At 71.9% G+C, this 24486-nt stretch carries 23 protein-coding genes and 1 tRNA gene; 7 read left to right on the forward strand and 17 right to left on the reverse strand.

From position 1 onward, the window contains the following. The 3 genes from AB0412_RS12640 to AB0412_RS12650 all read left to right on the forward strand — a co-directional run bounded on the left by AB0412_RS12640 (position 1) and on the right by AB0412_RS12650 (position 4905). The gene (locus AB0412_RS12640; protein ID WP_366402535.1) at positions 1–1086 is read left to right on the forward strand and encodes an alkene reductase; all 1086 of its coding nucleotides are present in this window, start codon (positions 1–3) and stop codon (positions 1084–1086) included. A 169-nt stretch (positions 1087–1255) separates the two neighbouring features. After that, positions 1256–2506: an MFS transporter gene (locus tag AB0412_RS12645; RefSeq protein WP_366402536.1), complete on the forward strand. Its 1251-nt coding sequence runs from the start codon at positions 1256–1258 to the stop codon at positions 2504–2506. 440 nt (positions 2507–2946) lie between these two features. After that, a complete protein-coding gene (locus tag AB0412_RS12650) occupies positions 2947–4905 on the forward strand; it encodes a helix-turn-helix domain-containing protein (RefSeq protein ID WP_366402537.1) in 1959 nt (652 codons plus the stop codon). On the opposite strand, the gene AB0412_RS12655 is transcribed toward AB0412_RS12650, so the two are convergent. Next, the gene (locus tag AB0412_RS12655; protein WP_366402538.1) at positions 4893–6011 is read right to left on the reverse strand and encodes a transposase; all 1119 of its coding nucleotides are present in this window, start codon (positions 6009–6011) and stop codon (positions 4893–4895) included. The genes AB0412_RS12650 and AB0412_RS12655 overlap by 13 nt on opposite strands. Positions 6012–6462: 451 nt before the next feature. Between AB0412_RS12655 and AB0412_RS12660 the strand changes: the two genes are divergently transcribed. Then, the gene (locus AB0412_RS12660; protein WP_366402539.1) at positions 6463–7170 is read left to right on the forward strand and encodes a DsbA family protein; all 708 of its coding nucleotides are present in this window, start codon (positions 6463–6465) and stop codon (positions 7168–7170) included. Beyond that, the gene (locus AB0412_RS12665) at positions 7163–7396 is read left to right on the forward strand and encodes a hypothetical protein (protein ID WP_366402540.1); all 234 of its coding nucleotides are present in this window, start codon (positions 7163–7165) and stop codon (positions 7394–7396) included. The genes AB0412_RS12660 and AB0412_RS12665 overlap by 8 nt, the downstream gene beginning before the upstream one ends. A 73-nt stretch (positions 7397–7469) precedes the next feature. On the opposite strand, the gene AB0412_RS12670 is transcribed toward AB0412_RS12665, so the two are convergent. Further along, positions 7470–7543: transfer RNA gene (locus AB0412_RS12670), tRNA-Pro, on the reverse strand. Positions 7544–7669: 126 nt separating this feature from the next. Here AB0412_RS12670 and AB0412_RS12675 point away from each other — a divergent pair. Both AB0412_RS12675 and AB0412_RS12680 read left to right on the forward strand, forming a co-directional pair. Then, a complete protein-coding gene (locus AB0412_RS12675; protein ID WP_366402541.1) occupies positions 7670–8377 on the forward strand; it encodes a transketolase in 708 nt (235 codons plus the stop codon). Between the two features lie 39 nt (positions 8378–8416). Next, positions 8417–9337 (forward strand): transketolase, encoded by a 921-nt coding sequence (locus AB0412_RS12680; protein ID WP_366402542.1) that lies wholly within the window; start codon positions 8417–8419, stop codon positions 9335–9337. 36 nt (positions 9338–9373) lie between these two features. Here AB0412_RS12680 and AB0412_RS12685 read toward each other — a convergent pair whose 3' ends face one another. The 15 genes from AB0412_RS12685 to AB0412_RS12755 form a co-directional block, all read right to left on the reverse strand. Then, a complete protein-coding gene (locus AB0412_RS12685; RefSeq protein ID WP_366402543.1) occupies positions 9374–10687 on the reverse strand; it encodes an MFS transporter in 1314 nt (437 codons plus the stop codon). Positions 10688–10909: 222 nt separating this feature from the next. Further along, positions 10910–11269 carry an MmcQ/YjbR family DNA-binding protein gene (locus AB0412_RS12690; protein ID WP_366402544.1) on the reverse strand — a complete coding sequence of 120 codons (360 nt, stop codon included), beginning with the start codon at positions 11267–11269 and terminating at the stop codon, positions 10910–10912. Positions 11270–11299: 30 nt separating this feature from the next. Continuing rightward, positions 11300–11830 (reverse strand): GNAT family N-acetyltransferase, encoded by a 531-nt coding sequence (locus AB0412_RS12695; protein WP_366402545.1) that lies wholly within the window; start codon positions 11828–11830, stop codon positions 11300–11302. Between the two features lie 11 nt (positions 11831–11841). After that, positions 11842–12426, reverse strand: coding sequence for a helix-turn-helix domain-containing protein (locus tag AB0412_RS12700; protein ID WP_366402546.1), 585 nt, complete (start codon positions 12424–12426; stop codon positions 11842–11844). A gap of 46 nt (positions 12427–12472) precedes the next feature. Further along, a complete protein-coding gene (locus AB0412_RS12705) occupies positions 12473–13846 on the reverse strand; it encodes a radical SAM protein (protein WP_366402547.1) in 1374 nt (457 codons plus the stop codon). A 46-nt stretch (positions 13847–13892) separates the two neighbouring features. Next, positions 13893–14798, reverse strand: coding sequence for a LysR family transcriptional regulator (locus tag AB0412_RS12710; RefSeq protein ID WP_366402548.1), 906 nt, complete (start codon positions 14796–14798; stop codon positions 13893–13895). A 36-nt stretch (positions 14799–14834) separates the two neighbouring features. Further along, on the reverse strand, positions 14835–16028 hold the full coding sequence (locus AB0412_RS12715; protein WP_366402549.1) for a glycine C-acetyltransferase: 1194 nt from the start codon (positions 16026–16028) through the stop codon (positions 14835–14837). A 136-nt stretch (positions 16029–16164) separates the two neighbouring features. After that, positions 16165–17196: an L-threonine 3-dehydrogenase gene (gene tdh, locus AB0412_RS12720; protein WP_366402550.1), complete on the reverse strand. Its 1032-nt coding sequence runs from the start codon at positions 17194–17196 to the stop codon at positions 16165–16167. Positions 17197–17384: 188 nt separating this feature from the next. Further along, a complete protein-coding gene (locus AB0412_RS12725; RefSeq protein WP_366402551.1) occupies positions 17385–17960 on the reverse strand; it encodes a GAF domain-containing protein in 576 nt (191 codons plus the stop codon). 60 nt (positions 17961–18020) lie between these two features. After that, entirely contained in the window at positions 18021–18668 is a 648-nt protein-coding gene (locus AB0412_RS12730) for an ATP/GTP-binding protein (RefSeq protein WP_366402552.1), read from the reverse strand. Further along, complete coding sequence (locus AB0412_RS12735; RefSeq protein WP_366402553.1) at positions 18646–19023, reverse strand: DUF742 domain-containing protein; 378 nt, start codon at positions 19021–19023, stop codon at positions 18646–18648. The genes AB0412_RS12730 and AB0412_RS12735 overlap by 23 nt, the downstream gene beginning before the upstream one ends. Further along, a complete protein-coding gene (locus AB0412_RS12740) occupies positions 19020–19481 on the reverse strand; it encodes a roadblock/LC7 domain-containing protein (RefSeq protein ID WP_366402554.1) in 462 nt (153 codons plus the stop codon). The genes AB0412_RS12735 and AB0412_RS12740 overlap by 4 nt, the downstream gene beginning before the upstream one ends. 73 nt (positions 19482–19554) lie before the next feature. Further along, positions 19555–21552: an ATP-binding protein gene (locus AB0412_RS12745; RefSeq protein ID WP_366402679.1), complete on the reverse strand. Its 1998-nt coding sequence runs from the start codon at positions 21550–21552 to the stop codon at positions 19555–19557. A 477-nt stretch (positions 21553–22029) separates the two neighbouring features. Then, positions 22030–23355, reverse strand: a complete 1326-nt coding sequence (locus AB0412_RS12750; RefSeq protein ID WP_366402555.1) for an MFS transporter — start codon at positions 23353–23355, stop codon at positions 22030–22032. A 224-nt stretch (positions 23356–23579) separates the two neighbouring features. Next, positions 23580–24371, reverse strand: a complete 792-nt coding sequence (locus AB0412_RS12755) for a DeoR/GlpR family DNA-binding transcription regulator (protein WP_366402556.1) — start codon at positions 24369–24371, stop codon at positions 23580–23582. Positions 24372–24486 lie beyond the last annotated feature (115 nt).

Consider the following 24486-nt stretch of genomic DNA (forward strand, 5'->3'; position numbering starts at 1 on the left):
ATGGAGGAGATCGTGAGCCACTTCTTCGAACCGCTGCCCCTGGGAAAGCTGACGCTGCCCAACCGGCTCGTCATGGCGCCGATGACGCGCAGCCGGGCCCGGGACGGCGTGCAGACCCCGCTGGCCGCCGAGTACTACGCGCAGCGCGCCGGGGCGGGCCTCATCATCACCGAGGGCACGCAGCCCTGTGTGATCGGGCAGGGCTACATCGACACACCGGGCCTGCACACGCCGGAGCAGGTGGAGGCGTGGCGACGGGTGACCGACGCGGTCCATGAGAGGCAGGGCCGGATCTTCGTGCAGCTGATGCACTCCGGCCGGATCGGTCACCCGAGCCTCTACCCGGACGGCGCGCTGCCGCTGGCGCCCTCGGCGGTGGCCTCGGGCGGCCAGATGTACACACCGGAGGGCATGCTGGACCACCCCACGCCCCGGGAGATGACCCTGGACGACATCGCACGGGCGGTCGAGGACCACATCTCGGCAGCGAAGTACGCGATGGACGCCGGGTTCGACGGTGTGGAACTGCACGGCGCCAACGGCTATCTGATCCACCAGTTCCTCGCCGACAACACCAACCTGCGCACCGACGCCTACGGCGGCAGCATCGACAACCGTATCCGTTTCGCCGTGGAGGTCGCCCAGGCGGTGAGCGACGCGATCGGCCCGGAGCGGGTCGGCATCCGCCTGTCCCCCGCCAACACGGCCAACGGCATCGAGGAGCGCGACCCGGCCGCGCTGTACGAGGCACTGATCCGGGCCCTGGCACCCGTCAGCCTGGCCTACGTCCACCTGATGGAGTTCGGCGGCCGTGACATCACGAAGCTGATCCGGAAGGAATGGCCGGGCGTGCTGATCCTCAACCCGCACGCCACGGGCGAAGAGGCCTCGGTGACACCCGAGTCCGCCGAGGCGGTGCTGCGGGAGGGACTGTGCGACGCGGTGAGCATCGGCTCGCTGTGGCTCGCCAACCCCGACCTCCCCGCTCGGATCAGGGCCGGCGGCCCCTTCAACACGCCTGACCCGGACACCTTCTACGGAGGCGACCACCGGGGCTACACCGACTACCCGACGCTGGACGGCTGATCCACCGGGCAGGCGGCAGACGCACGCGGTCCGCGCCCGGCCCGCCCCGTCCGCTTCCGTCCCGCCCGGTCATCGACTCCCTGGCCCGGCCGGCACCTTCTCCCGAAGGGCTGCACGGCCGGTCCGGGCCGGGGTGATCCAGCGCCGACCGACCGCTCAGGGAGCACAGATGAGCAACTCACTCGCCGAGCCCGGCGCCCCGGGTCCCGCCGCGCCGGGCAGGAAATCCCACGAGACCGGTGCCCGCGGCCCGTTCCACGGACCCGCGGCCTTCTGGCTGGCCCTCATGGCCGGCCCGCTGTCCTTCGGCATAGCGGGCCCCGCCCTGGTCCTGGACGACGCCGCGAGAGACCTCGGCGTCTCGACCGGGGCGGTGACCTGGACGGTGACCGCGTTCGGCTGGGGCATTGCGGTCGGCACGCCCCTGCTGGCCGGTCTGCTGGACCGCCGGGGACCGCGCGCCGCGCTGACGGTGTGCGGTCTGCTCGTCCTGCTGGGGGCGGGCCTGGTGGCCGGGATACCCCTCCTGCCGGTCCTCGTCCTCGGCACCGCTCTGCAGGGCCTCGGCACGGCCGGCCTCACGGCGACGGCGATGAGCCTCGCCGACTCTCCCCGCGTCATGGGACTGGTCACCGCCTCGCTCGCCGTGGTGGGTTCGACGGCTCCGCTGGCCGGTTCCCTCGTCAACGACCTGCTGTCCTGGCAGGCCACCCTCGCCCTGCCCGTGCTGAGCGCGATCGCCGTTCCCTTCGCCGCGGCCCGGTGCGTGCACGGCGCTGCGGCCACCCGCGAGCCGTTCGACCCCGTGGGCACCGCGCTGCTGACCGCGCTGGTCACCGCGCTGGTGTTCGTGCCGCATCAGCCGCTGATCGCCGGTGTGGGCTCCGTCGCCGCCGCGGCGCTGCTGGCGGCCCACGTGCGCGCACGGCCTCGGGGCTTCGTACCCGCCGTCCTGGTCCGCACTCCGAGCTTCCTGGTCTCGGCGGGACTCGCGTTCGCTCTGGCGGTGGTCAACTTCGGCATGATGTACGCGATTCCGGAGCGGCTGGAGGACCACACGTCGTGGTCGTCCAGCGAGATCGGCGTCGCCATGGTGTGGCCCCTGCTGCTGGGCGGCACCCTGTCGTGGTTCGTCGTGGCGGTCTCGGCACGGACGGGACGCCGGCCCGTGATCGCCGCGCTCGTCACCCTCGCGGTCCTGGGACCGGTGTGGGCGGCCTTCAACACCGCCGCCGCGGCCCTGCTGGCCGCTCAGGCCCTGACCTCGATCGCGGCGGCATCGGGCCAGGGAGCGTTCGCCGTCCACGCCACCTCGTCCGTCCCCGACGGCCAACGGCCCCCGGCGATCGGTCTGTTCAACCTGGCGTACCTCCTCGGTGCGGCATTCGGGCCCGCCATCGTCTCGCTCCTGGCGCTCTGACCTCAGGAGCTTCCGCTCCGTGTGCGCCGTCACACCGTACGTGTGTGACGGCGCACAGTGCGTTCCCAGGACCTTCTCACCCTCCTCAACTGGCATAATCGGCACGGAAGTTCATGAGGAACGGAAGTGAGACGCGAGCACCTCGTGCACCGTTCCCGCCACGGGTCGGAGGAGGCCGGCAATCAGCGGTGTGTTTCACGCCACCACGGGTAGGGAGCACCCACTCGGTCGCCGGCCATTGACCAGTCCGGGCCGCAGGCCACCAAGTGACGCCGTGAAAGAAGGGGGGCTGTGGTTCTCTCTGTTCACGGTCCCCGGGCGCGGCTCGTGGAACACACGCCGGTGTCTTCCCGTTGCGCCCATGGAGCCGTGGTCCGTGCGACTCGGCCTTCGCGCTCCGCCACTGCCGGCGGTTGGGGAACGAGACACCGGAGGGCCTCGTGTCGCAGAAGAAGGACGAAACGGTGGCCGCCGTACTGGCCCTGCTGGACCTGCTCGCCGGCGAAGGCCCCGCGAGCAGCTTCGAGGCGCCGGTGGAGGAGGCCCGAAGGCAGGGCGTGAGCGGGGCCGACCTGCGCACGGTGGAACAGGTCAAACGGCTGGCCCTGGCCATCCAGGCCCGGCTGGAGCGGCGGCAGCAGTGGAGCGCGGCCCTCACCACGCTCGTCGACACGGCCTGCGACCTGGTGACCCCGCACACCGTCGAGGACACCCTCAAGATCATCACGCGCCGTGCGCGGCTGCTGCTCGGCGCCGACGTCTCCTGGGTCACTCTGCCCGCCGCCGACGACGGGTCCCGGCTGCACGCCCTCGACGGCCACGTCACGATGCTGAACACCCGGCTGCGGTTACCGCAGGGAGCAGGGCTCGCGGCGGCCGTAGTGGCCCACCGTGCGCCGCTGTGGACATCCGACTACCTGACGGACGACAGCTTCCGGCACGCCGACGAGCCCGATCGGTGGATCAGGGCCGAAGGGCTCCACGCCGTCCTCGCCGTGCCGTTGAGCCGGGGCGCGGGCTCCCCGGGGTCGCTGCACGTGGCCGAGCGCAGCGTGCGCCGCTTCTCCGCCGACGAGATAGCGCTGATGAACATGCTCGCGGAAGTCGGCGGTGTGGCCCTGGAGCGGGCCCTGCACCTTGACGAGACGCGTGCGGACATGTCGGCCCTGCGGGGGCAACTCCAGCGCACCGAGACGGAACTGGCCGACGCGCGCAGACTGGCCGCGACGAAGGCGACGCTGTTCGACCTCGTGCTCGGCGGCTGTGACCCGCAGACACTGGTCGAGGAGTTCCACAGCCTGCTGGACGCCCCGGTGCTGCTGTGCGGTCCGCACGGCACGGCGATCGCCGCGGCCGGAGACATGCCGGAGCACACGCCGGAGGACTTCACTCGCGCGGCGAAGGATGCCGGGGTGCTGCGGGATGCGTCACCGACCCTTCTGGACGGCGGCATCTGGTTCGTGCCGATCATCGCCCGCGGTCACTCCGTGGGGGCCCTGTACGTCCAGGCCGGCCCTTCACCCACCGACGACGCGGCGGAGCTGCTCCGTCACGCCGCCCGAGTGGCCGCCGTGCTGCTGTTCCTTCAGGAGGGCGGTGCCTCCGTCGCTGAGGCGCAGCTCCGGGACGAACTGCTCGACGATCTGCTGATCAGCGTGCCCCGCCCCCGGGAGCAGCTGGAGCGGCGGGCCCGCCGGCTGGGCATCGGCCTGGACCAGCCGCACGTCGTCGTGATCGCCCGCCCGGAGGGGGGTGCGCAGGCGCAGGCGGTCACCCGGGCGTCCTCGTGCGCGCGTCGCATGAACGGGCTGCACACGACGCACGAGGGCGACATCGTGCTGCTGTTACCGGGCACCGACCCGGGCGCGGCGGCCCGGACGGTGCACGACGAGTTGGCGTCGCTGCCCGGCCGTCCGGCCACGGTGAGCGGCTCAGGACCGGTGTCGGAGCCCGGTGCGGTTCTCCGCGGGTACCGGGAAGCAGCGCGCTGCCTCGACGCGATGACCGCCCTGGGCGCCGCCGGAACCTCGGCCTCGACCCAGGAGATGGGGTTCGTGGGTCTCCTGCTCTCGGAGCATCTGGACGCCGAGAAGTTCATCGACAGCACCATAGGTGCCGTACTCGACTACGACGAGCAGCGGCTGACGGAGCTGATCGGCACGCTGGACGCCTACTTCGAGACCGGTGGGAGCCCCACGTACGCCGCCGAGAAGCTCCATGTGCACCCCAATACCGTGGCCCGCCGCCTGGAACGCATCGGTGATCTGATCGGCTCCGACTGGCAGAAGCCGCAGCGGGCCCTGGAGATCCAGCTCGCGCTCCGGATGTCCCGGATACGGCGCGTGCTGAAGGAGCGCACGGAGCCCGCTCGGAACACGGCCGGGGATCAGGACGCGTAGTCGAGTGCCCTGTCGTCGGCGTCGCCCAGTGCGGCGAGGAGGGACGCGGCGGACGCGAGGGTGACGTGCCGGTGCCAGCCGCGGTAGGAGCGCCCGGCGAAGTCGCGGATGCCCACTCGGTCGGCGCCCCTGGCGAAGTCCTCGTCGACCCGGTGGACCGTCTCCCGCAGCCGCATGAGGAACGCGGGCGGAGCGGACGTCAGGTCGGTCAGCCACACCTCCGGCGGCCGGCGCCGGTCGTGGTTCCCGGCCCCGAGCAGGAGAAGGTCACTGCGCCGTCCCGTCCGCCGGCTTCGCGGAGCGTGCAGCGTCACCCGTACGGCGCTGACGAGCCCGGACCGCATGACCGTCCCCCCGCTCACGCCCGGCCACAGTACCGGCCGTCGCAGGGCCCGGCCGGCACTCATGATCTGGCGCACCGGCCTGGGGGCGGCGTCGAAGCCCGGCAGCGCGGGGTCCGCCACCGACAGCCGCAGGGACTCGTCCACCCTGAGCAGCAGCGGCATTCCCCTGCCCTGGATCCTCGACACGATGGACGCGACGTCCCATCCGCGGGCGTCCATCACCACGGGGCGGGACGGCAGTCCCCAGGTCGCCGTCTCCAGACAGGCCCGGACCGCGCATTCGCCGAGGGACTCCGCGCACGCGTCGTCCGGTATCGAAGCGCGCCGTCGGCGGTCCTCGGTGATCCAGCCCGGGGAGAGCTGGAGCCGCCAGTTGACCGGTACGCACGTCTCCTCGCCGACTGCCCACACGCCCACGGCCTGCTGGGCGTTGAGCATCTGGCCGTGCTCCGGGAAGAAGCGCCGCTCCACCCCCACGGAGTGCCGCCCGGCCTTGGGGATGACCATGGGCCGCACCACCCACGCCTGTGGCGGAACGACACTCACCGCGTACCGGGCCAGTGCCCGGCGCACCGGCACCCACTCCCAGCTCGAGTCGCTGATGAAGTGATGCAGGCTCTGCTCCGTCGCCTGTCCCCCGACGAGCGCGGCTATGTTCCGTATCGACTTGCGTCCTCGCACCTCCAACAGACCTCGTATGTACTCCATACCCTTGCGACGCTGGTCGCTTCGGGGCAGGGAGGCGAACAGGAGTGAGCACATCTCCGGCAACGACACGTTGCACGCAGGTACGTACGACGGCTCGCACGTGGTCGGATTCTGCGCTTGGTCAGGGCTCAGCGCGACCACACTCATGAACGGACCCTCCATCAAGGTCAGACGGGAGACGATCCGAAGGGCTGCCCTTCCACTGTGCGGTACGCCGAACGTCGCTCCCAGGTACACAGAGCACAGGACTTGCGACGGGTGGGGGTGGCCGGACCAGCACTGCGGCCTCCCCCTCCCCTCCGTCCCCTCCGGAGCGCGGGCCGCGGAGTGTGTCCGCACCACCTCCCCCGAGGTGCGGACGCTCTACAGGGGCGCCGGGGAAGGCACTTGACACACTGTCACCGGGGCCTCGATGCCGGGTCCCGCAAGCGCGTCACCATGGACTTCCGTGCCGCGGCACACACGACAGGGACCAGCGGTGGTCCCGGTACCGAGGAGGATCATCATGAGCGCTGCTCCGGAGCCAGCGCCCGTCACCGTCTGGTCGGACCTGGGGTGCCCCTGGGCCACCCTCGCCCTGCACACGCTCCGCACCACGGCTCGCGAACGCGGGCAGGACCTCCTGATCGACCACCGGGCGTTTCCCCTGGAGCTGTTCAACAGCCAGCCCACGCCCAAGTTCATCGTGGAGCCCGAGATGGTGGTGATCTCCGCACACCGTCCCGAACTCGGCTGGCGTCTTTGGGCGGGACGGGAGTACGACTACCCCTCGACCATGCTGCCGGCGATGGAAGCGGTCCAGGCGGCGAAGGATCCGTCCATCGGTGGCCTGCGCGGCAGCGACGAACTGGACGCCGGCCTGCGTCACGCCTTCTACGCCGAGAGCCGGTGCGTCAGCATCCCCTCGGAGATCCTCGACGTGGCCGCCAAGTGCGAGCACGTGGACGAAGAGGCTCTGGGCCGCGCCCTGGAGCGCGGCGCCGGGCGCGCCGAGATCTACGAGCAGTGGCGCATCGCCCAGGGCCGTGACATCCAGGGCAGCCCTCACCTGTTCGCGCCCGGCGGGTACGCGGCGCACAACCCCGGCGCGCACGTCGAATGGACCGGGGACCCCAACGAGGGCGGCGTGCCCCGCCTCGACCGTTACGACCCGACGTGGGCCGAGGAACTGCTCGACCGGCTGGCGGAAGGGAGGGGCTTTGCCGGTGACTGAGACGGACCTCAGGATCTCGACGGCCGCGTACGCCCGCCTCGCGGCGGCGGCTGCGGCCGAGGGGGTGTCCGTGCGCGAGTACCTGGAGCGGATCGCCGACGGGTCGCGCGGACATGGGGAACCGACCGCGGCGGGGACGGAAGCCGACCTGCGACTGGTGCTGCTGGGGATCGGCGACTCTCAGGCAGGCTGGGGACACTCACCCGGCCCCCGAGGGTCTGGCTGATCGTCGTCCCGGAAACAGCTCAAGAGGCCGTATCGGCATTCCCGATATGGCCTCTGACCTGCTGCTGTGCAAGTCGGGACGACAGGATTTGAACCTGCGACCCCTTGACCCCCAGTCAAGTGCGCTACCAAGCTGCGCCACGTCCCGTTGCCCGTCTGACCTGGGGTTTCCCCGGGCCGAACGTGCACGGAAACCATACCGCACTCACGGCGGTGATCGCGCACCCTTTCCGCGCTTGACCTCAAGTTTGGTTGAGGTTGCAGCATCGTCGGCATGACGACGACCGAGGAAACCAGGCGTGTGTACGGGTACGCGGACGTGCCCGGGCTGATGAGTCTCATGACCGGCGACGAGAAGCACGGGCCGGCCGCGACATCCACGCTGGACGTGCTGTGGGTGCTGTACGACCGGGTGCTGCGGGTGAGCCCGGAGCGGATGGACGACCCGGAGCGGGACCGGTTCCTGCTGTCGAAGGGGCACGGCCCGATGGCGTACTACGCCGTGCTGGCCGCGAAGGGCTTTCTGCCGGTGGAGTGGCTGCCGGGCTTCGGGTCCTACGACTCGCCGCTCGGTCATCATCCCGATCGGATGCTGGTGCCGGGGGCGGAGATCGGCAGCGGCTCGCTGGGGCACGGGCTGCCGATCGCCGTCGGTACGGCGCTGGGGATGCGGGCGCAGGGGCTCGACGAACCGCGGGTGTGGACGCTGGTCGGCGACGCCGAACTGGACGAGGGCAGCAACCACGAGGCGATCGCCTTCGCCGGGCCCGCCGGCCTGGAGCGGCTGCACACCGTCGTCGTCGACAACTCCTCCGCGAGCCATGCCCGGCCCGGCGGGATCGCGGCCCGCTTCGAGGCGGCGGGCTGGTCCACGCGCACGGTCGACGGCCGCGACCACGAGGCGCTGTACGCCGCGTTCACCGCCCCGCACCCGGGCCGGCCCCATGCGGTGGTGGCCCGGGTCGAGCCGAAGTCCGTGTGAATTCCCTTCCGAATCCGTCATATGAAAGGACCGATCTCCGTGGACACCATGCGTGATCGTTTGGCCCCTGTCGTCTCCCGGCTGCTCGACGAGGATCCCCGGGTGGCCGTGGTTCTCGCCGAGATCGGCAGGGACGGTTTCGAGGCGGCCCGGCGCAGGCATCCGGACCGGGTGGTGAACGTCGGCATCCGTGAGCAGTTGCTGGTGGGGGCCGCCGCCGGGATGGCCCTCACCGGGTTGCGGCCGGTGGTGCACACGTTCGCCAGTTTTCTCGTCGAGCGGCCCTTCGAGCAGGTCAAGCTGGACCTCGGGCATCAGGGCGTGGGAGCGGTGCTGGTGAGTGCCGCCGCCTCCTTCGACTGGCCGGCAGGCGGCTACACGCACATGGCACCGGGCGATGTGGCGCTGCTGGACACCCTGGACGGCTGGACCGTGCATGTGCCGGGGCATCCGGACGAGGCCGAGACGCTGCTGCGGCACGCGGTGGCCGCCGGGGACGACAAGGTGTACGTGCGGCTGTCCGTGCAGTCCAACGCGCACGCGCTGCCCGTGGACGGGGAGCGGTTCCGCACGGTGCGCGAGGGCCGCTCCGGCGTCGTGATCGCGGTCGGGCCGATGCTGGACGCGGTGCTCGCGGCGACGGAGGGTCTGGACGTCACGGTCCTGTACGCCACGACCGTCCGCCCCTTCGACGGGGCCGCACTGCGCCGGGCCACGGAGACGGCCGGCACGGATGTGGTGCTCGTCGAGCCGTATCTGGCGGGCACGTCGACGGGCGTGGCGAACGACGCGCTGTCCGACGTACCGCACCGGGTGCTGGGGCTGGGCGTGGGCCGACCGGAGCTGCGCCGCTACGGCCGGATCGAGGAACACGCCGCCGCGCACGGTCTCGACGCGGGGTCGCTGCGCGAGCGGATCGGCGGATTCCTCGCCGCCCGACGGTCACCCGTGGGGGCGTGAGGAAGGGCTGCCCGAGCGGGATCGGTCACCCCCGGCTCAACCCCGGTCGGGACAGCCGTCCTTCGCGGGTGGCTCGCAGGCTGCCGGGGCTTCGGGGGCCGGTCGGGGGGACGTCCGGTCGGCCGGGGACGGCTCGGCGCGGACCAGGGTGCGTATCGCCGGGACCGCGAGCAGGGACGCCGAGACGACGAGGCTGGTCACGCCGGCCGCCAGCAGGACGTGCTGCGTGCCGAGCACCGAAGCGGCCGGGCCGGCGAGGGCCTGGCCGACCGGCATCATCGCCAGCGAGCCGGCCACGTCGTAGGCGTGGATGCGGTTGAGGACGTCCGGCGGGACCTGGGTCTGCACGGTCGTCGCCCACATCACGCCCCAGAACGACAGCCCGGCCCCGGCGACGGCCGCCCCGGCCGCCATGGCCGGCACGCCCAGTCCGGCCCCGACGGACGCCGGGAACGCGGCGAACGCGAAGAGGGCGATCGCACCGGCGCGGAGCATACGGCGGGGCCGCAGACGCAGCGCGAGGAAACCGCCGACGACGGTGCCCGCGCCGAGGGCGGAGTTGACCAGGCCGTAGGCGCGCGGACCGTGCTCCTGGACCACGTCGGCGGCGACCAGGGGAACCGTGGGACCCCACACCGCGATCATGTAGAGGCACCAGATGGCGATCACACCCCACAGCCAGGTGCGCGCCCGGAACTCCCGCCAGCCTTCGACGAGATCGGCCCGGAAGGCGCGGCCCCTGTGCTGTGCCGGACGGCTGCTCGTCGGGAGCGGGGGCAGCCGGAGCAGCAGCAGGCACAGGGCGCTCACCCCGTAGGTCGCGGCGTGCGCCACGAAGACGCCTCCCGGTGAGGCGAAGCCGACGAGCAGACCGGCGAGGGCGGGGCCGGCGAGCTGGGCGCTGGACTCGGCTATGCGTATCGCGCCGTTGGCGCCCTGGATGTCGGAGGCCAGCCGGGGCACCGTGCTGGCGACGCCGGGCTGGAACACGGCGCCGGCGACGCCGTTGACGAAGCCGATGGCGCAGATCTCCCAGAGCACGACATGCCCGGAGAAGAACAGCCCGGCCGCGAGCAACTGGGCGGCCAGGCGCACCAGGTCGGCCCCGATCATGAGCTTGCGGGTGCTGAAGCGGTCGGCGATCACCCCGCCGAAGACGACGAGCCCGGCGAACGCGGCGGCCGTCGCGGCCATGGCCAGGCCGACGGCGCCCGCGCCGTACCCGTGCTGGAGCAGACCGGCGGCCAGCGCCACGGGCAGCATGGTGTCCCCCAGCCGGGCAACGGCCCGCGCCACGAAGAACAGCCCGAAGTCCCGCGACCACACGCCCCGGCCGGAGTCCGCCGCCACCTGCTCGGCCGCACTCCCCTCACGACGCCCTGCGGCCGGCCCTGTCCCCTTGCCGGCCGTCCCTGCCGCCGGCCGCCTCGACCTCGCCCCCACCTGTGGCCCTCCCCGACCGCGTTCCGCCCGTTCACCCCACGCCGTGCCGGCCGGAGCCCCCCTCCGGCCCCGGCCGGCACCCACGAAACCGGATCATGCCACGGGGCACTGACAACGCTCCTGCCGATTTCAGCCCGCGGGCGGCAGCCCCAGCCCGGGGTGGGCCTCCAGCAGGCGGGGCGGGGCCGCCTGGCGCCAGGAGTCGGCGAGGATGTCGTGCAGTTCGGCCTCGTCCTCGAGGGCGGCGAGGCGGACTCTGACCCAGGCGAACTGCGCCTCGTGGTCGGCGATCCAGAACTTCTCCGGTTCGGCGAGGGCCAGTTCGTCGCGCTCCTCCTTGGGGCAGCGCACGGCGATGGACGTCTCGTCCTCGGGCAGGGTGGCGAACATCTTCCCCGCGACCCGGAACGTGGGCATGTTCCAGGCGACCTTCTCCGTCGTGTCCGGCAGGGACAGGGCGATCCGTCGTACGTCTTCGGCATCCGGCATGGCAGGCACCGTAGCGCCCGTCACTGACAATCACCTGGTCGGAGCGTGCGCCGGGGCCCCTGTGAGGTGCTTGTAGTAGATCGTCGTGGGCCGCAGCACCCCGGCCGGGTCCGCCGCGTAGTCGGGGATCGCGCCCACGGGGGTCCAGCCGGCGGAGCGGTAGAGGTGTTCGGCGGGGCTGTCGGTCTCGGTGTCCAGGTGCAGCAGGGTGATGCCCCGCGCTGCGGCCGCGTCCTCCGCGAGGGTCAGCAGCCTGCGGCCCAGCCCCCGGCCGCGGGCCGCGCGGTGCACCATCAGCTTCACGAGTTCGGCGCGATGGGCGCTGTTGGGCTTGTCGGGGAAGGCGAGGCTGACGGTGCCCAGCGCCCGGCCCTCGTCGTCGTGGGCGACCCAGACGGCCAGGTGGCCCGCGGCGACGGCCGCCGACCGCTCCTTCCACCAGGCGAGGGCCGCGTCGCGGTCGAGCGGCGCGAGGAAGCCGACGGAGGCTCCACCGTCCACGGTGTCGGTCAGCAGGTCGGCCAAGGTCTCCGCGTCCTCGGCGAGTTGGGTGGCATCCATGCGGGTGACGGTCACGGTCGTACCACCGCCAGGACGTAGCGCGCGTCCTCGGGGCCGGGGCAGCTGAAGCGCGTCGGGCCCCATACGCGCAGTCTCAGGCAGTCGCCGGCGGCGAGCCGGTGATCGGTGTCCTGGGCCGTCACCACCAGAGCCCCTTCCCGTACCCAGATGTGCTGTTCGAGGCCGGGCACCGGCGGCCGGTCGTAGGCGATGTCGGCGCCGGCGGTGAGCCTGCCCTCGACGAGTTCACCGCGCAGCCCGCCGTGCGGCGGCGAGACGGACCGGCGGACGAAGCCGGAGGCCGGGTCCTCCCACACCTGCTGGTCGGCGGCCCGCACCACCGGCGCCGGCTCCGCCTCGACCTCGCTGAGCAGCTGGGACATGGTGCGCCCGTAGACGGCGCACAGGCGGTTCAGCAGGGCGGCGGTGGGGCTGATCTCCGCCCGCTCGGCCCGGGACAGGGTGGACCGGCTGATCCCGCTGCGCTCCGCCAACTCCCCCAGGGACCAGCCGTGTTCCGCCCTCAGCTCGGCCAGTCGCGCACCGAGCCGGGCGTCGACGGGGTCCGGGGCCACCCCTGCCTCATCTCGTTTCATATCCGGGAGTCTATCCCGGATATGAAACACACCTCGAAGAGCCCCGTCACTCGCGGCCCCCGAACGCCGCCAGGGTCCGCTCCAGCGCCGGCAGCGCACGGACCACCCGCTTGGAGCGGATCAACAGGTCCCACGCGGGCTCGAACTTCTTCCAGCCGCCCGCGTAGGCCAGATGCCGCATCCGCTCGTGCCGGCCGGGCTGGGCCGCCGAGCCCCGCCAGATGTTCGGCCAGCGGTAGAAGTCGCGGTAGGCCCGCCAGTAGCCGTCCTCCAGCTGACGTGCCGTCATCCCTTTCGGCTCATAGACGACATGGCGCGTGTCGTACAGGTCCCAGTCGCGGTGCAGCATGCGGTTCTGCGACTCCAGTTGCCTCCACAGCCCGGTCGACGGATACGGCGTCATGATGTGGAAGGTGGCTGTCTCGATGCCCTGCCCGACCGCCCACTCCACGGTCCGGTCGAAGACGTCGGGGCCGTCCTGGTCGAGACCGAAGACGAAGCTGGCGTTGACCATGACTCCGGCGTCGTGCAGCCGCCGTACCGCCGCCGCGTAGTCGGCGCCCATGTTCTGGTTCTTGCGGCGCTCGGCGAGGTTGGCGTCGTTCACCGTCTCGAAGCCGACGAACAGGCTGCGCAGGCCCGCCTCCACGGCACGCTCCAGCAGGCCCGGCTTGAGGACGGAGTCGACCGTCGCCGCCGCCTGCCACAGCCGGCCGGTGCCGGTCATACCGTCGAACAGGGCCTCGGCGAAGCGCCGGTTGCCGAAGAGATGGTCGTCGAGGAAGTACAGGTGGCGGCCGGGCAGGCGGTCGATCTCGGCCAGAGCGTCGTCGACGGCCTGGGTGTAGAAGGACTTGCCGCCCTCGAAGAAGGCGTCCTTGTAGCAGAAGTCGCAGTGGTGCGGGCAACCGCGCGTGACGACGATCGAGTTGGGGACCAGGTAGAGGTGCCGCTTGATCAGGTCGCGGCGCACCGGGGGCAGGCCGGCGAGGGTGCGGCTGGTGGAGTCGTAGCGGCGGGCGGGTACGCCGTCGCGGAAGTCCTTGAGGAACAGCGGCCAGGTGTCCTCGCCGGGGCCGGTGAAGACGGTGTCCGCGTGCGCCGCCGCCTCCTCGGGCAGCGAGGTGACGTGGAGGCCGCCCATGGCGACGTGCACGCCCCGTGCGCGGAAGTGGGCGGCTATCTCGTAGCTTCGGCGCGCGGAGGTGATGTACGGCTGGATCACCACGAGGTCCGGGGTGCCGAGGGCCTCCAGGTCGAGGCGCTCGACGTGTTCGTCGTGCAGGGTGACCTCGTCGTCGGGGTCGAGGTAGCCGGCGAGGGTCGCCAGACCCAGGGGCGGGAACAGCGAGTACTTGATGGGCCGGAACAACGGGCTGGTCGCCTCGGTCAGGGCCGGAAGGATCATCGTCACACGCATGACAGCCCAGACTGTCCGCGGCCGGTGGCCGGTTCCCGGCGCCTGCTCAGCCGTTCGCGGCGGCCTCGCGCAGCGCGTCGAGGACGGGCTTGATCAGCGGATGCTCCTCCGCGCCCCCGCGCACGGCGGCGAAGACCCGGCGGGTGGGCGCCACACCGTCGACCGGGCGGACCACGACGCCGGTCAGATCCATGCCACGCAGCGCCGAGCGGGGTACGAGCGCCACACCGGCGTCCGCCGCGGCGAGCGCGACCACCGCGCGGAAGTCGTCCGAGGAGTGCTCCAGCCGGGGCTGGAACCCGGCGCTCTCGCAGGCCAGGACCACCACGTCGTGGCAGGGGTTGCCGGGGTACGGCCCGATCCACGGGTCCTTGGCCAGCTCGGCCAGCGGCACCTCCGCGGTGTCCGCGAGGCGGTGGGTGACCGGCACGACGGCGTCGAAGGGCTCCGCGTACAGCGGTACGTGGGCCAGCCGCGGATCGTCGGCGGGCGGCGCCCCCCGGTACTCGACCGCGACGGCGACGTCGACCTGCCGGTCCAGCACCATCGGCAGGCTGGCGTCGCCCTCGGCGTCCTGGACGCGGATGCGGATACCGGGCGCCGACTCGGCGAGGCGGGCCACCGCCGGTGCGACGACCTCGGCGATCCCGGTCGCGAAGGAGGCGACGGTGACGGTTCCGGCCGAGCCCGAGCTGTACGCGGCGAGCTCGGCGGCGGCCCGCTCCAGCTGGGCGAGGACCGCGTTGGTGTGGCTCAGCAGGATCTCGCCGGCCGGGGTCAGCCGTACGCCCTTGGCGCTCCGCTCCACCAGCCGGTGGCCCGTCTCCTGCTCCAGCGCGGTGAGCTGCTGGGACACGGCCGACGGGGTGAGGTAGAGCGCGGCGGCAGCCGCCGTGACCGTGCGGTGGTCGGCCACCGCACGGAGGATGTGGAGCCGCCGCGCCTCGATCATGCGGTCGATTGTCTCAAATGCCGCGGTGCCTTCGGCTCAGGCGTCGAGTTCCGCCCGTGCCGCGACGAAGGCGTCCACCGCGCGGTCGACGTCCTGCGTGGAGTGGGCGGCCGACAGCTGGACCCGGATACGGGCCTGGCCCTGCGGCACCACCGGGTAGGAGAACCCGATCACGTACACCCCGCGCTCCAGCAGCAGCTCCGCCATGCGCCCGGCCCGCGCCGCGTCGCCGATCATCACCGGCGCGATGGGGTGGTCGCCGGGGAGGATGTCGAAACCCTCCTCGGTCATCCGGCGGCGGAACAGGGCCGTGTTCTCGGCGAGCCGGACCCGCAGGTCGTCGGCCGACTCCAGCAGGTCCAGGACCTTCAGCGAGGCCGCGGCGATCACCGGGGCGAGCGTGTTGGAGAACAGGTACGGCCGCGAGCGCTGGCGCAGCAGGGCGACGATCTCCGCGCGTGCGGCGACGTACCCGCCGGAAGCGCCGCCGAGGGCCTTGCCGAGGGTGCCCGTGATGATGTCGACGCGGTCCATCACGCCGTGCAGCTCGGGGGTGCCGCGCCCGCCGGGGCCGACGAAGCCGACGGCGTGCGAGTCGTCGACCATGACCATCGCGTCGTAGCGGTCGGCGAGGTCGCAGATCTCCCGCAGCGGCGCCACATAGCCGTCCATGGAGAAGACGCCGTCGGTGACGATCAGCCTGCGGCGCGCGTCCGAGGCCTCCTTGAGCTGTGTCTCCAGGTCCTCCAGGTCGCGGTTGGCGTACCGGAAGCGGCGGGCCTTGGACAGCCGGATGCCGTCGATGATGGACGCGTGGTTCAGCGCGTCGGAGATCACCGCGTCCTCCGGGCCGAGCAGCGTCTCGAACACACCGCCGTTGGCGTCGAAGCAGGAGGAATAAAGGATCGTGTCCTCCTGGCCGAGGAACGCCGACAGCCGCGCCTCCAGTTCCTTGTGCACCTCCTGGGTGCCGCAGATGAAGCGGACGGACGCCATGCCGTAGCCCCAGCGGTCCAGCGCCTCGTGGGCGGCGGCGATCACCTCGGGGTGGTCGGCGAGGCCGAGGTAGTTGTTGGCGCAGAAGTTGAGGACCTCGCCGGGGCGGCCGCCGGAGGTGACGTTCACGGTGGCGGACTGGGGGGTGCCGATGACGCGCTCGGGCTTGTGCAGGCCGGCGGCGCGGATCTCGTCGAGAGTGGCGCGGAGGTCGTCGCGGACGGATTCGAACATGGAAAGGGCTCCTGAGGTGCTTGCGCGGACGGGGATGGCGCGGCCGGAAGGCGGGTGCGGGCCGGGGAGGCGATGTGCCTGGCGCGGTAGGCGATGAGCCAGATCCGGGAGGCGATGTGCCTGGCCAGGAAGGGAGTTACGCGGTCCAGTCCAGGATGACCTTGCCGCCCTTGCCGCTCGCCGCGTCGTCGAAGGCGGCCTCGAAGTCGCGGTAGCCGTAGCGGCCGGTGATGACGGGGGCGAGGTCCAGGCCGCCCTCCAGCAGCACCGACATGGCGTACCAGGTCTCGAACATCTCCCGGCCGTAGATGCCCTTGATCGTGATCATCGAGGTGACGATCCGGGCCCAGTCGACCGGGAACTCCTCGGCGGGCAGGCCGAGCATCGCGATCCGGCCGCCGTGCGTCATGTTGGCGAGCATGTCCCGCATGGCCTCGGGGCGGCCGGACATCTCCAGGCCGACGTCGAAGCCCTCGCGCAGGCCGAGGGTGTGCTGGCCGTCGGCGATGGTCGACTCGGCGACGTTCAGGGCCAGGCTCACGCCGATCTTCCGGGCGAGCTCCAGGCGCTCCTCGCTCACGTCGGTGATCATGACGTGGCGGGCCCCCGCGTGCCGGGCCACGGCGGCGGCCATGAGGCCGATGGGTCCGGCCCCGGTGATCAGCACGTCCTCGCCCACGACCGGGAAGGACAGCGCGGTGTGCACGGCGTTGCCGAACGGGTCGAAGATCGCGGCGATGTCGAGGTCGACGGGGACGCGATGCACCCAGACGTTGGCGGCGGGCAGCGTGACGTACTCGGCGAAGGCGCCGTCGCGTCCGACCCCGAGACCGACGGTGGCCCGGCACAGATGGCGGCGGCCGGCGAGGCAGTTGCGGCACTTGCCGCACACCAGGTGGCCCTCGCCGCTGACCCGGTCACCGGGCTTGATGTCGTCGGGGACGTCCCGGCCGGTCTCCACCACCTCGCCGACGAACTCGTGGCCGAGGACCAGCGGGGTGCTGATGGTCTGCTGGGCCCAGCCGTCCCAGTTCCGGATGTGCAGATCGGTGCCGCAGATACCGGTGCGCAGCACCTTGATCAGTACCTCGCCGGGTCCGACGGCGGGCTCCGGAACGTCCGCGAGCCACAGCCCGGGTTCCGCCTTCTCCTTGACGAGCGCCTTCAACGCAACGGCTCCTGTGGGTGAGTCCCGGCGTCAGGGCGCACGAAGGAGGCCCGGCACCGGGAAGAGGAGTGGAATCGCACTGCAATCTGCCGTACAACACCTTCACCGGTCCATCGAGGATTTCTTAAGCGCAGCCACAGCTTTCCTTCACGCCGTCACCTCATCGGCGGTGCGACGCCTCCGGGCGCTCAGAGCGGCAGCCCGTCGTCCTCCCGGCGCTCCAGGCGTACGACGAGATCGGCGGCCTGTTCCTTGATGGCGGCGAGGCCCGCCTGCCCCCAGGCCCGCGGCCGGATGTCGCAGACGGACACGGTGCCGAGCACCATGCCGGTGCTGTCGATCAGTGGGGCGCCCAGGTAGGAGCGGATGCCGAACTCGTCCACGACCGGGTTGCCCGCGAACCGCGGATAGTCGCTGACGTCCTGGAGGACCAGCGCCTTGCGCCGGGCCACCACATGGGGGCAGAAACCATGGTCGCGGGGCAGCACCCGGCCCAGCAGCGCACCGGTGCCGTCGCTGCGGACGGCGGGCGGAGCGGCCGGTGTGTACAGGCCGGCGAAGAACTGGCTCTCCTCGCCGAGGAAGTTGACCATGGCGTACGGGGCTCCGGTGAGCTCGGCGAGACCGTAGGCGAAGGCGTCGAGAGAGGGCTCGGGGCGCTCCCCGAGTCCCAGCCGGTGCAGCCTGCGCGTGCGGTCGGGTGCCTCCTTGTCCTCGGGTGTGAGCAGCAGACGACCGGCCGGGCGGGGCGGGTCGTAGCTCATGGGCGGGCTCCCTTGATGTGGGCGAAGGTCATATACGGGCTCCGTGACGGTGTGCGGGGATCACATGTGAGCGCCATACCCCGTGGCGGTGGCCGGGGCGTGGGCGATGAGGTGCCGGACGAGGGTGAGCAGGGTCTGGACACCGGAGCTGGAGATCCGGGCGTCACAGCACACGACGGGGATCTCGTCCGGCAGGTCGAGGGCGGCGCGCACCTCCTCGGGGTCGTAGCGGAAGGCGCCGTCGAACTCGTTGACGGCGACGATGAAGCCGAGGCCGCGCTGCTCGAAGAAGTCGACGGCCGCGAAGCACTCCTCAAGGCGCCGTGTGTCGGCGAGGATGACCGCCCCGAGCGCGCCCTCGCAGAGCTCGTCCCACATGAACCAGAACCGCTCCTGGCCCGGTGTGCCGAAGAGGTACAGCACATGTTCCGGGTCGAGGGTGATGCGGCCGAAGTCCATGGCCACGGTCGTCTCGACCTTGTTCTCGATCCCTTCGAGGCTGTCGGTGGCGGCGCTGACCGTGGTGAGCAGTTCCTCCGTGCTGAGCGGGGCGATCTCGCTGACCGCGCCGACGAAGGTGGTCTTGCCCACGCCGAACCCGCCCGCGACGAGGATCTTCAGCGCGGTGGGGAAGAGGTCGGCGCCCTGCTCGGAGCCGTCGCCGTACTGTGCGCCGTCGCCGTAGTCAGAGCTGTCGTCGTAGTCCATCGAGCACTGCCTCCAGAAGGGCCCGGTCCGTCGGGGTGTGGTGGAACGCGGGGGGCTTGGTGGTCAGCGCCCCGCAGTCGACGAGGTCCGCCAGCAGCACCTTGGTGACGGCCACCGGCAGCTTGAGATGGGCGGCGACCTCGGCGACCGGGACGGGGGCGCGGCACAGGTCGAGGGCCTGTACGTGTTCGGGGCCGAGGTAGCCGAGGGGGGTGGCTCCGGTGGCCATCACCTGCGACAGCAGGTCGAGGGCGACGGTGGGGCGGGTGCGGCCGTTGCTGACGGTGAAGGGGCGCACCAGCCGCCCGGCCGCGTCGTCGAGCCAGGGTCCGTCGCCGGCCGCCGCCGCGCTCAAGGCCTCATCGCCGGGGAGACCGGCGAACCCGGGGAAGCCTGGGGCTCGACGGCGGGCTGCCGGGGTGCGGTCACCAGGTACGGCCGGACGCTCTTGACCAGCATCGCCATCTCGTAGCCCAGCACGGCGGCGTCGGCCTCGCGGCCGGCCAGGACGGCGAGGCAGGTGCCGGAGCCGGCGGTGGTGACGAACAGCAGGGTCGAGTCCAGCTCGACGACCACCTGCCGGACGTCGCCGCCGTCGCCGAAGCGGATGCCGGCGCTGCGGCCGAGGGAGTACAGGCCGGAGGCCAGGGCGGCCATGTGGTCGGCGCTGTCCGGGTCGAGGCCGTGCATGGATTTCACCAGCCCGTCGCACGACAGCAGGACGGCGCTGCTGGTGTGCGGTACGCGTTGCACGAGGCCGCTCATCAGCCAGTCGAGATCGGATACATGGGCGGTCGGCGCATCGCTCGCCATGGTGGATCGACTCCTTGTCATACGAAGGTCTGCGGGAGCGCTGGGATTCGGGTGGGGGTGGGCGTGGGGGTGGTCATCCGGCGGTTGCGCTCCCGTCGTGCCGGGAAGTGTGGTCGGTACGCGCTGTGTCCCCTGCGGGGCGCGGTGTGCCGTCGGACAGGGAGGCCGACGACATGTGTTCGCGCCCCATGTGGCCGCGCTCCACGGGGCCATGCTCCATGGAGCCGCCCTCCGTGTGGCCGCCCCCCATGTGGCCGCCCTCTGTGTAGGCCCGCTCGTCGGGCCGCGGGGACTCGGTGTGCTGCTGGGACTCGGCCAGGCTGATGCCGCGTTGGAAGGCGGCCATCAGGTTGGGATCGTGGCCGGGGACGTGCTCGGTGTCCTGGCGAGGGGCAGGACCGTCGCGGAGCTGGGGTGCGATGTGTTCCTGGGCGCGGCGGCGGGGCAGTTGGGGTTTGCCCATGGTGCCGCGCACGGGGCCGGTGCGGGGGGTGAGCGGCCTGGTCTCGTTCTCGGCGAGAAGCTGCCGGTCGTCGGCGTTGACGCCGGGCACGGCCTCGGCCGGGGTGGGACGTACCTGTCGGGCACCGCGCACGGGCAGCGGCGGGGCGACGGCTCCGCCGTTCGCCGGCGGGGCAGGGGCGGGCGCGGACACCGGCGCGGAGGCGGGCGCCGTGGTCGCCGAGGGCCGTGGTGCGGCCGGCTGCCGCTGCCACTGCGGTACGGCGGGGGCGGCCACCGGCGACAGAGGCGTACCGGGGACGGACACCAGCCGCCCCGGGCCCGTACCCGCGTCGGTCCCCGCGCCGGTGTCGCCGTCACGCGGCTGTCCCGCGGCGCCCGCCGCCGGTTCGCCCGGTTCCGCGCCCAGCAGCGCCTGCGGCACCACCAGTACCGCCTGCACGCCGCCGTAGATGTTGGTCTGCAGCCGCACATGGATGCCGTGCCGCTTGGCCAGCTGCGAGACCACGAACAGACCGATACGCCCGTCGGCCAGCAGACTGGCGACGTTGACCTGGTCGGGATCGCTCAACAGGGCGTTCATCCGGTCCTGTTCGCCCACGGGCATGCCCAGTCCCCGGTCCTCCACCTCGACGGCGAGCCCCGAGGTGACGAGGTTGGCGCGCAGGAGCACCTGGGTGTGCGGAGCGGAGAACACCGTGGCGTTCTCGACGAGTTCGGCGAGGAGGTGGATGACGTCGGCGACGGCGTGCCCGCGCAGGGTGCCGTCGATGGGCGGTACGAGCTTGACCCGCGAGTACTGCTCGACCTCGGCGATGGCCGAGCGCAGCACCTCGGTCATGGACACGGGGTTGCTCCACTGCCGCCGGGAGACGGCCCCGCCGAGCACGGCCAGGTTCTCGGCGTGGCGGCGGATGCGGGTGGCGAGGTGGTCGACGTGGAAGAGGCCCTTGAGCAGGTCGGGGTCCTCGATCTCGTTCTCCAGCTCGTCGAGGATCGAGATCTCCCGGTGCACCAGCGACTGCAGGCGCCGGGCCAGGTTGACGAACACCTCGAGCTTCTGCTCGCTGCCCGCCTGGCTGGACAGCCGGGAGGCCTGCACCACAGCGTTCACGGCACCGTCGTGCGCGCGGGCCAGGTCGGCGGCGAGGAGGTCGAACTCGTCGGCGTCCCGGGGCGGTCCGCCGTGCTGGGCCCGAGGGGGCGGGCCGTCGCCGCGGCGCAGGGTCTCGACGAGGGCGCGCAGTTCGGCCTCGCGCCGGGCGGTGCTCCGGCGCAGGGTGCCGATGCGGTCGTGCACGGAGCGGGCCGCGCGGTCGGCGGCCACGGCGGCGATGATGATGCCGGCCAGGGCCACGCACACGGCGCCGCCGAGCACGGCCCACAGGGCGGGGCCCGGACGCACTCCGGTGGTCCGGACCAGGAACAGCACGGCGGCGCAGGCGCTGAGGGCGACGGCGACGGGGGGCAGCACGGCGAGGCGCAGCAGCTGGGGCCGTATGTGCGTCTCGGGCAGCGCGGGAGCGGGCCTGGCGGCCGGGCGTCCGTGCCGTCCGCCCTCGCGCCGGGGCGCACCGTCACGCCGGGGCGCACCCTCGCGTCGCGGCACGCGCCCGCGCGGGGCCGGCCCGGTCTCCGCCTCGGCGCCGACGCCTCCCGGCCGGTTCCCTCGTCCGCCTTGTGCCTGCACGTACCGGTCCCCGCTCCCTCATGCGACGCTGTCGACCGCCACTCACCGTAGTCGCCACCGCATCATGTGCGGTGGGCAGTTGACAAACTCCTACGGCCGACGTCCCGCTCTGGTATGAGGCCTCGTACGACAGACCGATAAGCCCGCCACCGTACGACCTGACATCGTTCAAGGATCGATTCGACCTGTTCAGAAGCGGTCAGACACGAACAAGGCGGCCGGGAAGCCCACAGCTCCCCGACCACCCCGTTCACCGGCCCCGACCGGTCGGCCGGGGAAGGAACGCACACCGGCAGCCCGATCAGCCCTACCCCCAGGCATCACCCTCCGTAATCATCAGGCCCAAGGTCTTCCGTTTCGTGGGCGGCATCGGCCGGGCGACGGGCCGGTGGGCGCCTACACCTTCTCCGTGCTGCTCTGCACCGGCACCGCCGCCGTCGTACGCTCCGTGGCGTCCGGCTCCGGCAGCGTGAGACAGAGCGTCATCACGGCGCTCGCCAGATACAGCCCGGCGAAGATCCACATCACGCCCTGGACTCCGAGCGGCCCGAGGAAGAGCCCGACCACGGCCGGGCCGACGAAGGTGCTGGCCCCGGCTCCGAGGTTGAGCGCCGCCATCGCCTGGCCCTTGTGCTCCGGCGCCAGGGACGGCATCAGCGCGGACAGCGGGACGTACCCGGCGAGGGTCGCGCCGAAGAGGCTCACCAGCACCAGGGCCAGTGCGAAGTTGTCACCGGCCGCCAGCGTCCCGTAGTACAGCAGCAGCGTGGTCAGGGCGCAGCCGACGCCGCCGCACCAGGCCACGGTGCGCTGCCAGCCGAACCGGTCGCCGACCAGGCCGAACAGCAGGTTGAAGAAGATATTGGTGGCGAACATCGCCGCCAGCAGCCGCAGCCACTCGGTCAGGGTGAAGCCCAGCGTCTCGGTGAAGAACACCGGCAGGAAGACCAGGAAGCCGAACTGGGCCGCGGTGTTGATGGTGCGCACGACGGCGCCGGTGCCGATGCGCGGATCGCGCCAGACGATGGACAGCGAGCCGAGCAGCGTGGCCACCGGCCGCTCCCCGGCGGGCGCCAGCCGGCCGCGGCCGGTCGGCTCGCGCACCAGCAGCAGGGCGATGACGCCGCCGGCCAGCACCAGGCCCAGCGAGAACCACAGCGTGCGGTACGTGCCCATCCACGGCACCGTGAAGCTGGCGACGAGCGAGCCGAGCGTGGGCAGCCCTCCGGTGAAGGCGAACCAGAACCAGCCCACCGCCGAGCCCAGCCGCCGTCTCGGCGTCACCGCCGTGACCCACACCAGGAAGCCGTACGCGAACAGCGGATAGCCGAAGCCGCGCACGCCGTAGCTCACCAGCAGGAGCCAGTAGTGCTGTGCCGGTACGGCGACACCGAGGAACACCACCTGGAGGACGGCCCAGATGCCGAGGCCCAGCAGCATCACCCGGCGCGGGCCCCACAGGTCGGACAGCGCCCCGGAGAACCAGGCGGAGATGCTCGCGGTGACGCCGTACACGGTGAACAGCAGCGCCACGCGGTCCTCGGAGACGCCCTCGTCCAGGAGATAGGTGGCGAGGAATCCCGATTCGACACCGTCACCGATCATGAAGACCAGGACGCCCAGAAATCCCCACGCGAGGGAATGCGGAATACCGATACGGTCCAGGAATTTTCTCGGCGGGTTTTCCTCGAAAGCGGGTGTGACATTCGGGGGGACGGTCACGGCGGACACCTTCTTGCGGTATTCGGGGAGCGGATTGCCTAAGGCGTGGCACTGATGAAAAGACCGCTCCCGGCCGGGGTCAATCCGTCCCGGAGAACACCTCGCGGGGTGTGTGAGCCGTGATGTTAAGACACCGGGGGCCGCCGTGCGGACCTCGGCATCCGCCCGGGGCGCCGAGTGAAATCGGTGTGCATTTCACGTGACGTACAGGCGGCGGAGCCCGGTCACGCCCCGGCGACGGCGCGGACGTCGACCCCGCTGTCCCGCAGCCGCCGTACCTCTCCCACGGGGGCGGCGTCGTCGACGAGCACCAGGTCGAAACTCGTGAGCGGGGCGAGCGCGTACAGGCCCTGGTTGGCGAACTTGGTGTGGTCGATGAGCAGCACCCGGCGGGCTGCCGCGCTCATCATGGCTCGCTTGACCTGCACCGTCTCGGGCGACATGTGGTAGCAGCGGCCGCCGGTCACCGCCGTCGTCGACATGAACAGCACATCCGCGCGGAACGACTCCACGCTGTGCGCGGTGTGGACGCCCAGGAAGGCGTCGTACGCGGGGAAGTAGGTGCCGCCCAGCGCGATCAGCGCCACGCCGGGCTCGCGGGCCAGGGCGGTGATGGCGGGCAGGGCGTTGCTGATGACGGTGATCGGTGTGTGGTCGGCGACGTGCCGGACCAGGTTCAGGCACGTCGTGGAGTCGTCGATCATCACGACCTGTCCCGGGGCGAGTTCCTCGGCGGCGGCCCGCGCCAGCCGCTGTTTGGTCTGCGCCATCGTCGTCAGCCGTTCGCTCACGCTGCCGTGGAACTGCGTGGAGGGCAGGGAGCTGGCCCCGCCGCGCACCTTGCGCAGCCAGCCCTGCGTCTGGAGCGCGTCCAGGTCGCGGTGGACGGTCATGACGCTCACGCCGAACTCGGCCGCGAGGTCGGCGGTGCGGACGAAGCCCTGGCTGGTGACGAGCTCGCGCAGCCGCTGCCGGCGCTCCTCCTGGGCGTCCGTGCGGGCGTCGATGCCGGGCATGGCTCGCGGCTCCTTCCGGGCGGTGCGGGCGGGGCGTGGGACACGGCGATGCGAACCTCACATGAACGTAACACGACGTGACCTGGCCGGTGCCCGTGTGAGCGCCGCTCCCACA

The organism is Streptomyces sp. NPDC052012 (assembly GCF_040689265.1).
Lineage (GTDB): Bacteria > Actinomycetota > Actinomycetes > Streptomycetales > Streptomycetaceae > Streptomyces.

Coding starts and splice junctions, on each gene's coding strand:
- AB0412_RS12640 (WP_366402535.1), top strand. CDS start 1: ATGGAGGAGATCGTGAGCCACTTCTTCGAACCGCTGCCCCTGGGAAAG.
- AB0412_RS12645 (WP_366402536.1), top strand. CDS start 1,256: ATGAGCAACTCACTCGCCGAGCCCGGCGCCCCGGGTCCCGCCGCGCCG.
- AB0412_RS12655 (WP_366402538.1), bottom strand. CDS start 6,011: ATGTGCTCACTCCTGTTCGCCTCCCTGCCCCGAAGCGACCAGCGTCGC.
- AB0412_RS12660 (WP_366402539.1), top strand. CDS start 6,463: ATGAGCGCTGCTCCGGAGCCAGCGCCCGTCACCGTCTGGTCGGACCTG.
- AB0412_RS12675 (WP_366402541.1), top strand. CDS start 7,670: ATGACGACGACCGAGGAAACCAGGCGTGTGTACGGGTACGCGGACGTG.
- AB0412_RS12690 (WP_366402544.1), bottom strand. CDS start 11,269: ATGCCGGATGCCGAAGACGTACGACGGATCGCCCTGTCCCTGCCGGAC.
- AB0412_RS12695 (WP_366402545.1), bottom strand. CDS start 11,830: ATGGATGCCACCCAACTCGCCGAGGACGCGGAGACCTTGGCCGACCTG.
- AB0412_RS12700 (WP_366402546.1), bottom strand. CDS start 12,426: ATGAAACGAGATGAGGCAGGGGTGGCCCCGGACCCCGTCGACGCCCGG.
- AB0412_RS12705 (WP_366402547.1), bottom strand. CDS start 13,846: ATGCGTGTGACGATGATCCTTCCGGCCCTGACCGAGGCGACCAGCCCG.
- AB0412_RS12710 (WP_366402548.1), bottom strand. CDS start 14,798: ATGATCGAGGCGCGGCGGCTCCACATCCTCCGTGCGGTGGCCGACCAC.
- AB0412_RS12715 (WP_366402549.1), bottom strand. CDS start 16,028: ATGTTCGAATCCGTCCGCGACGACCTCCGCGCCACTCTCGACGAGATC.
- AB0412_RS12725 (WP_366402551.1), bottom strand. CDS start 17,960: ATGAGCTACGACCCGCCCCGCCCGGCCGGTCGTCTGCTGCTCACACCC.
- AB0412_RS12730 (WP_366402552.1), bottom strand. CDS start 18,668: ATGGACTACGACGACAGCTCTGACTACGGCGACGGCGCACAGTACGGC.
- AB0412_RS12740 (WP_366402554.1), bottom strand. CDS start 19,481: ATGGCGAGCGATGCGCCGACCGCCCATGTATCCGATCTCGACTGGCTG.
- AB0412_RS12755 (WP_366402556.1), bottom strand. CDS start 24,371: ATGCCCGGCATCGACGCCCGCACGGACGCCCAGGAGGAGCGCCGGCAG.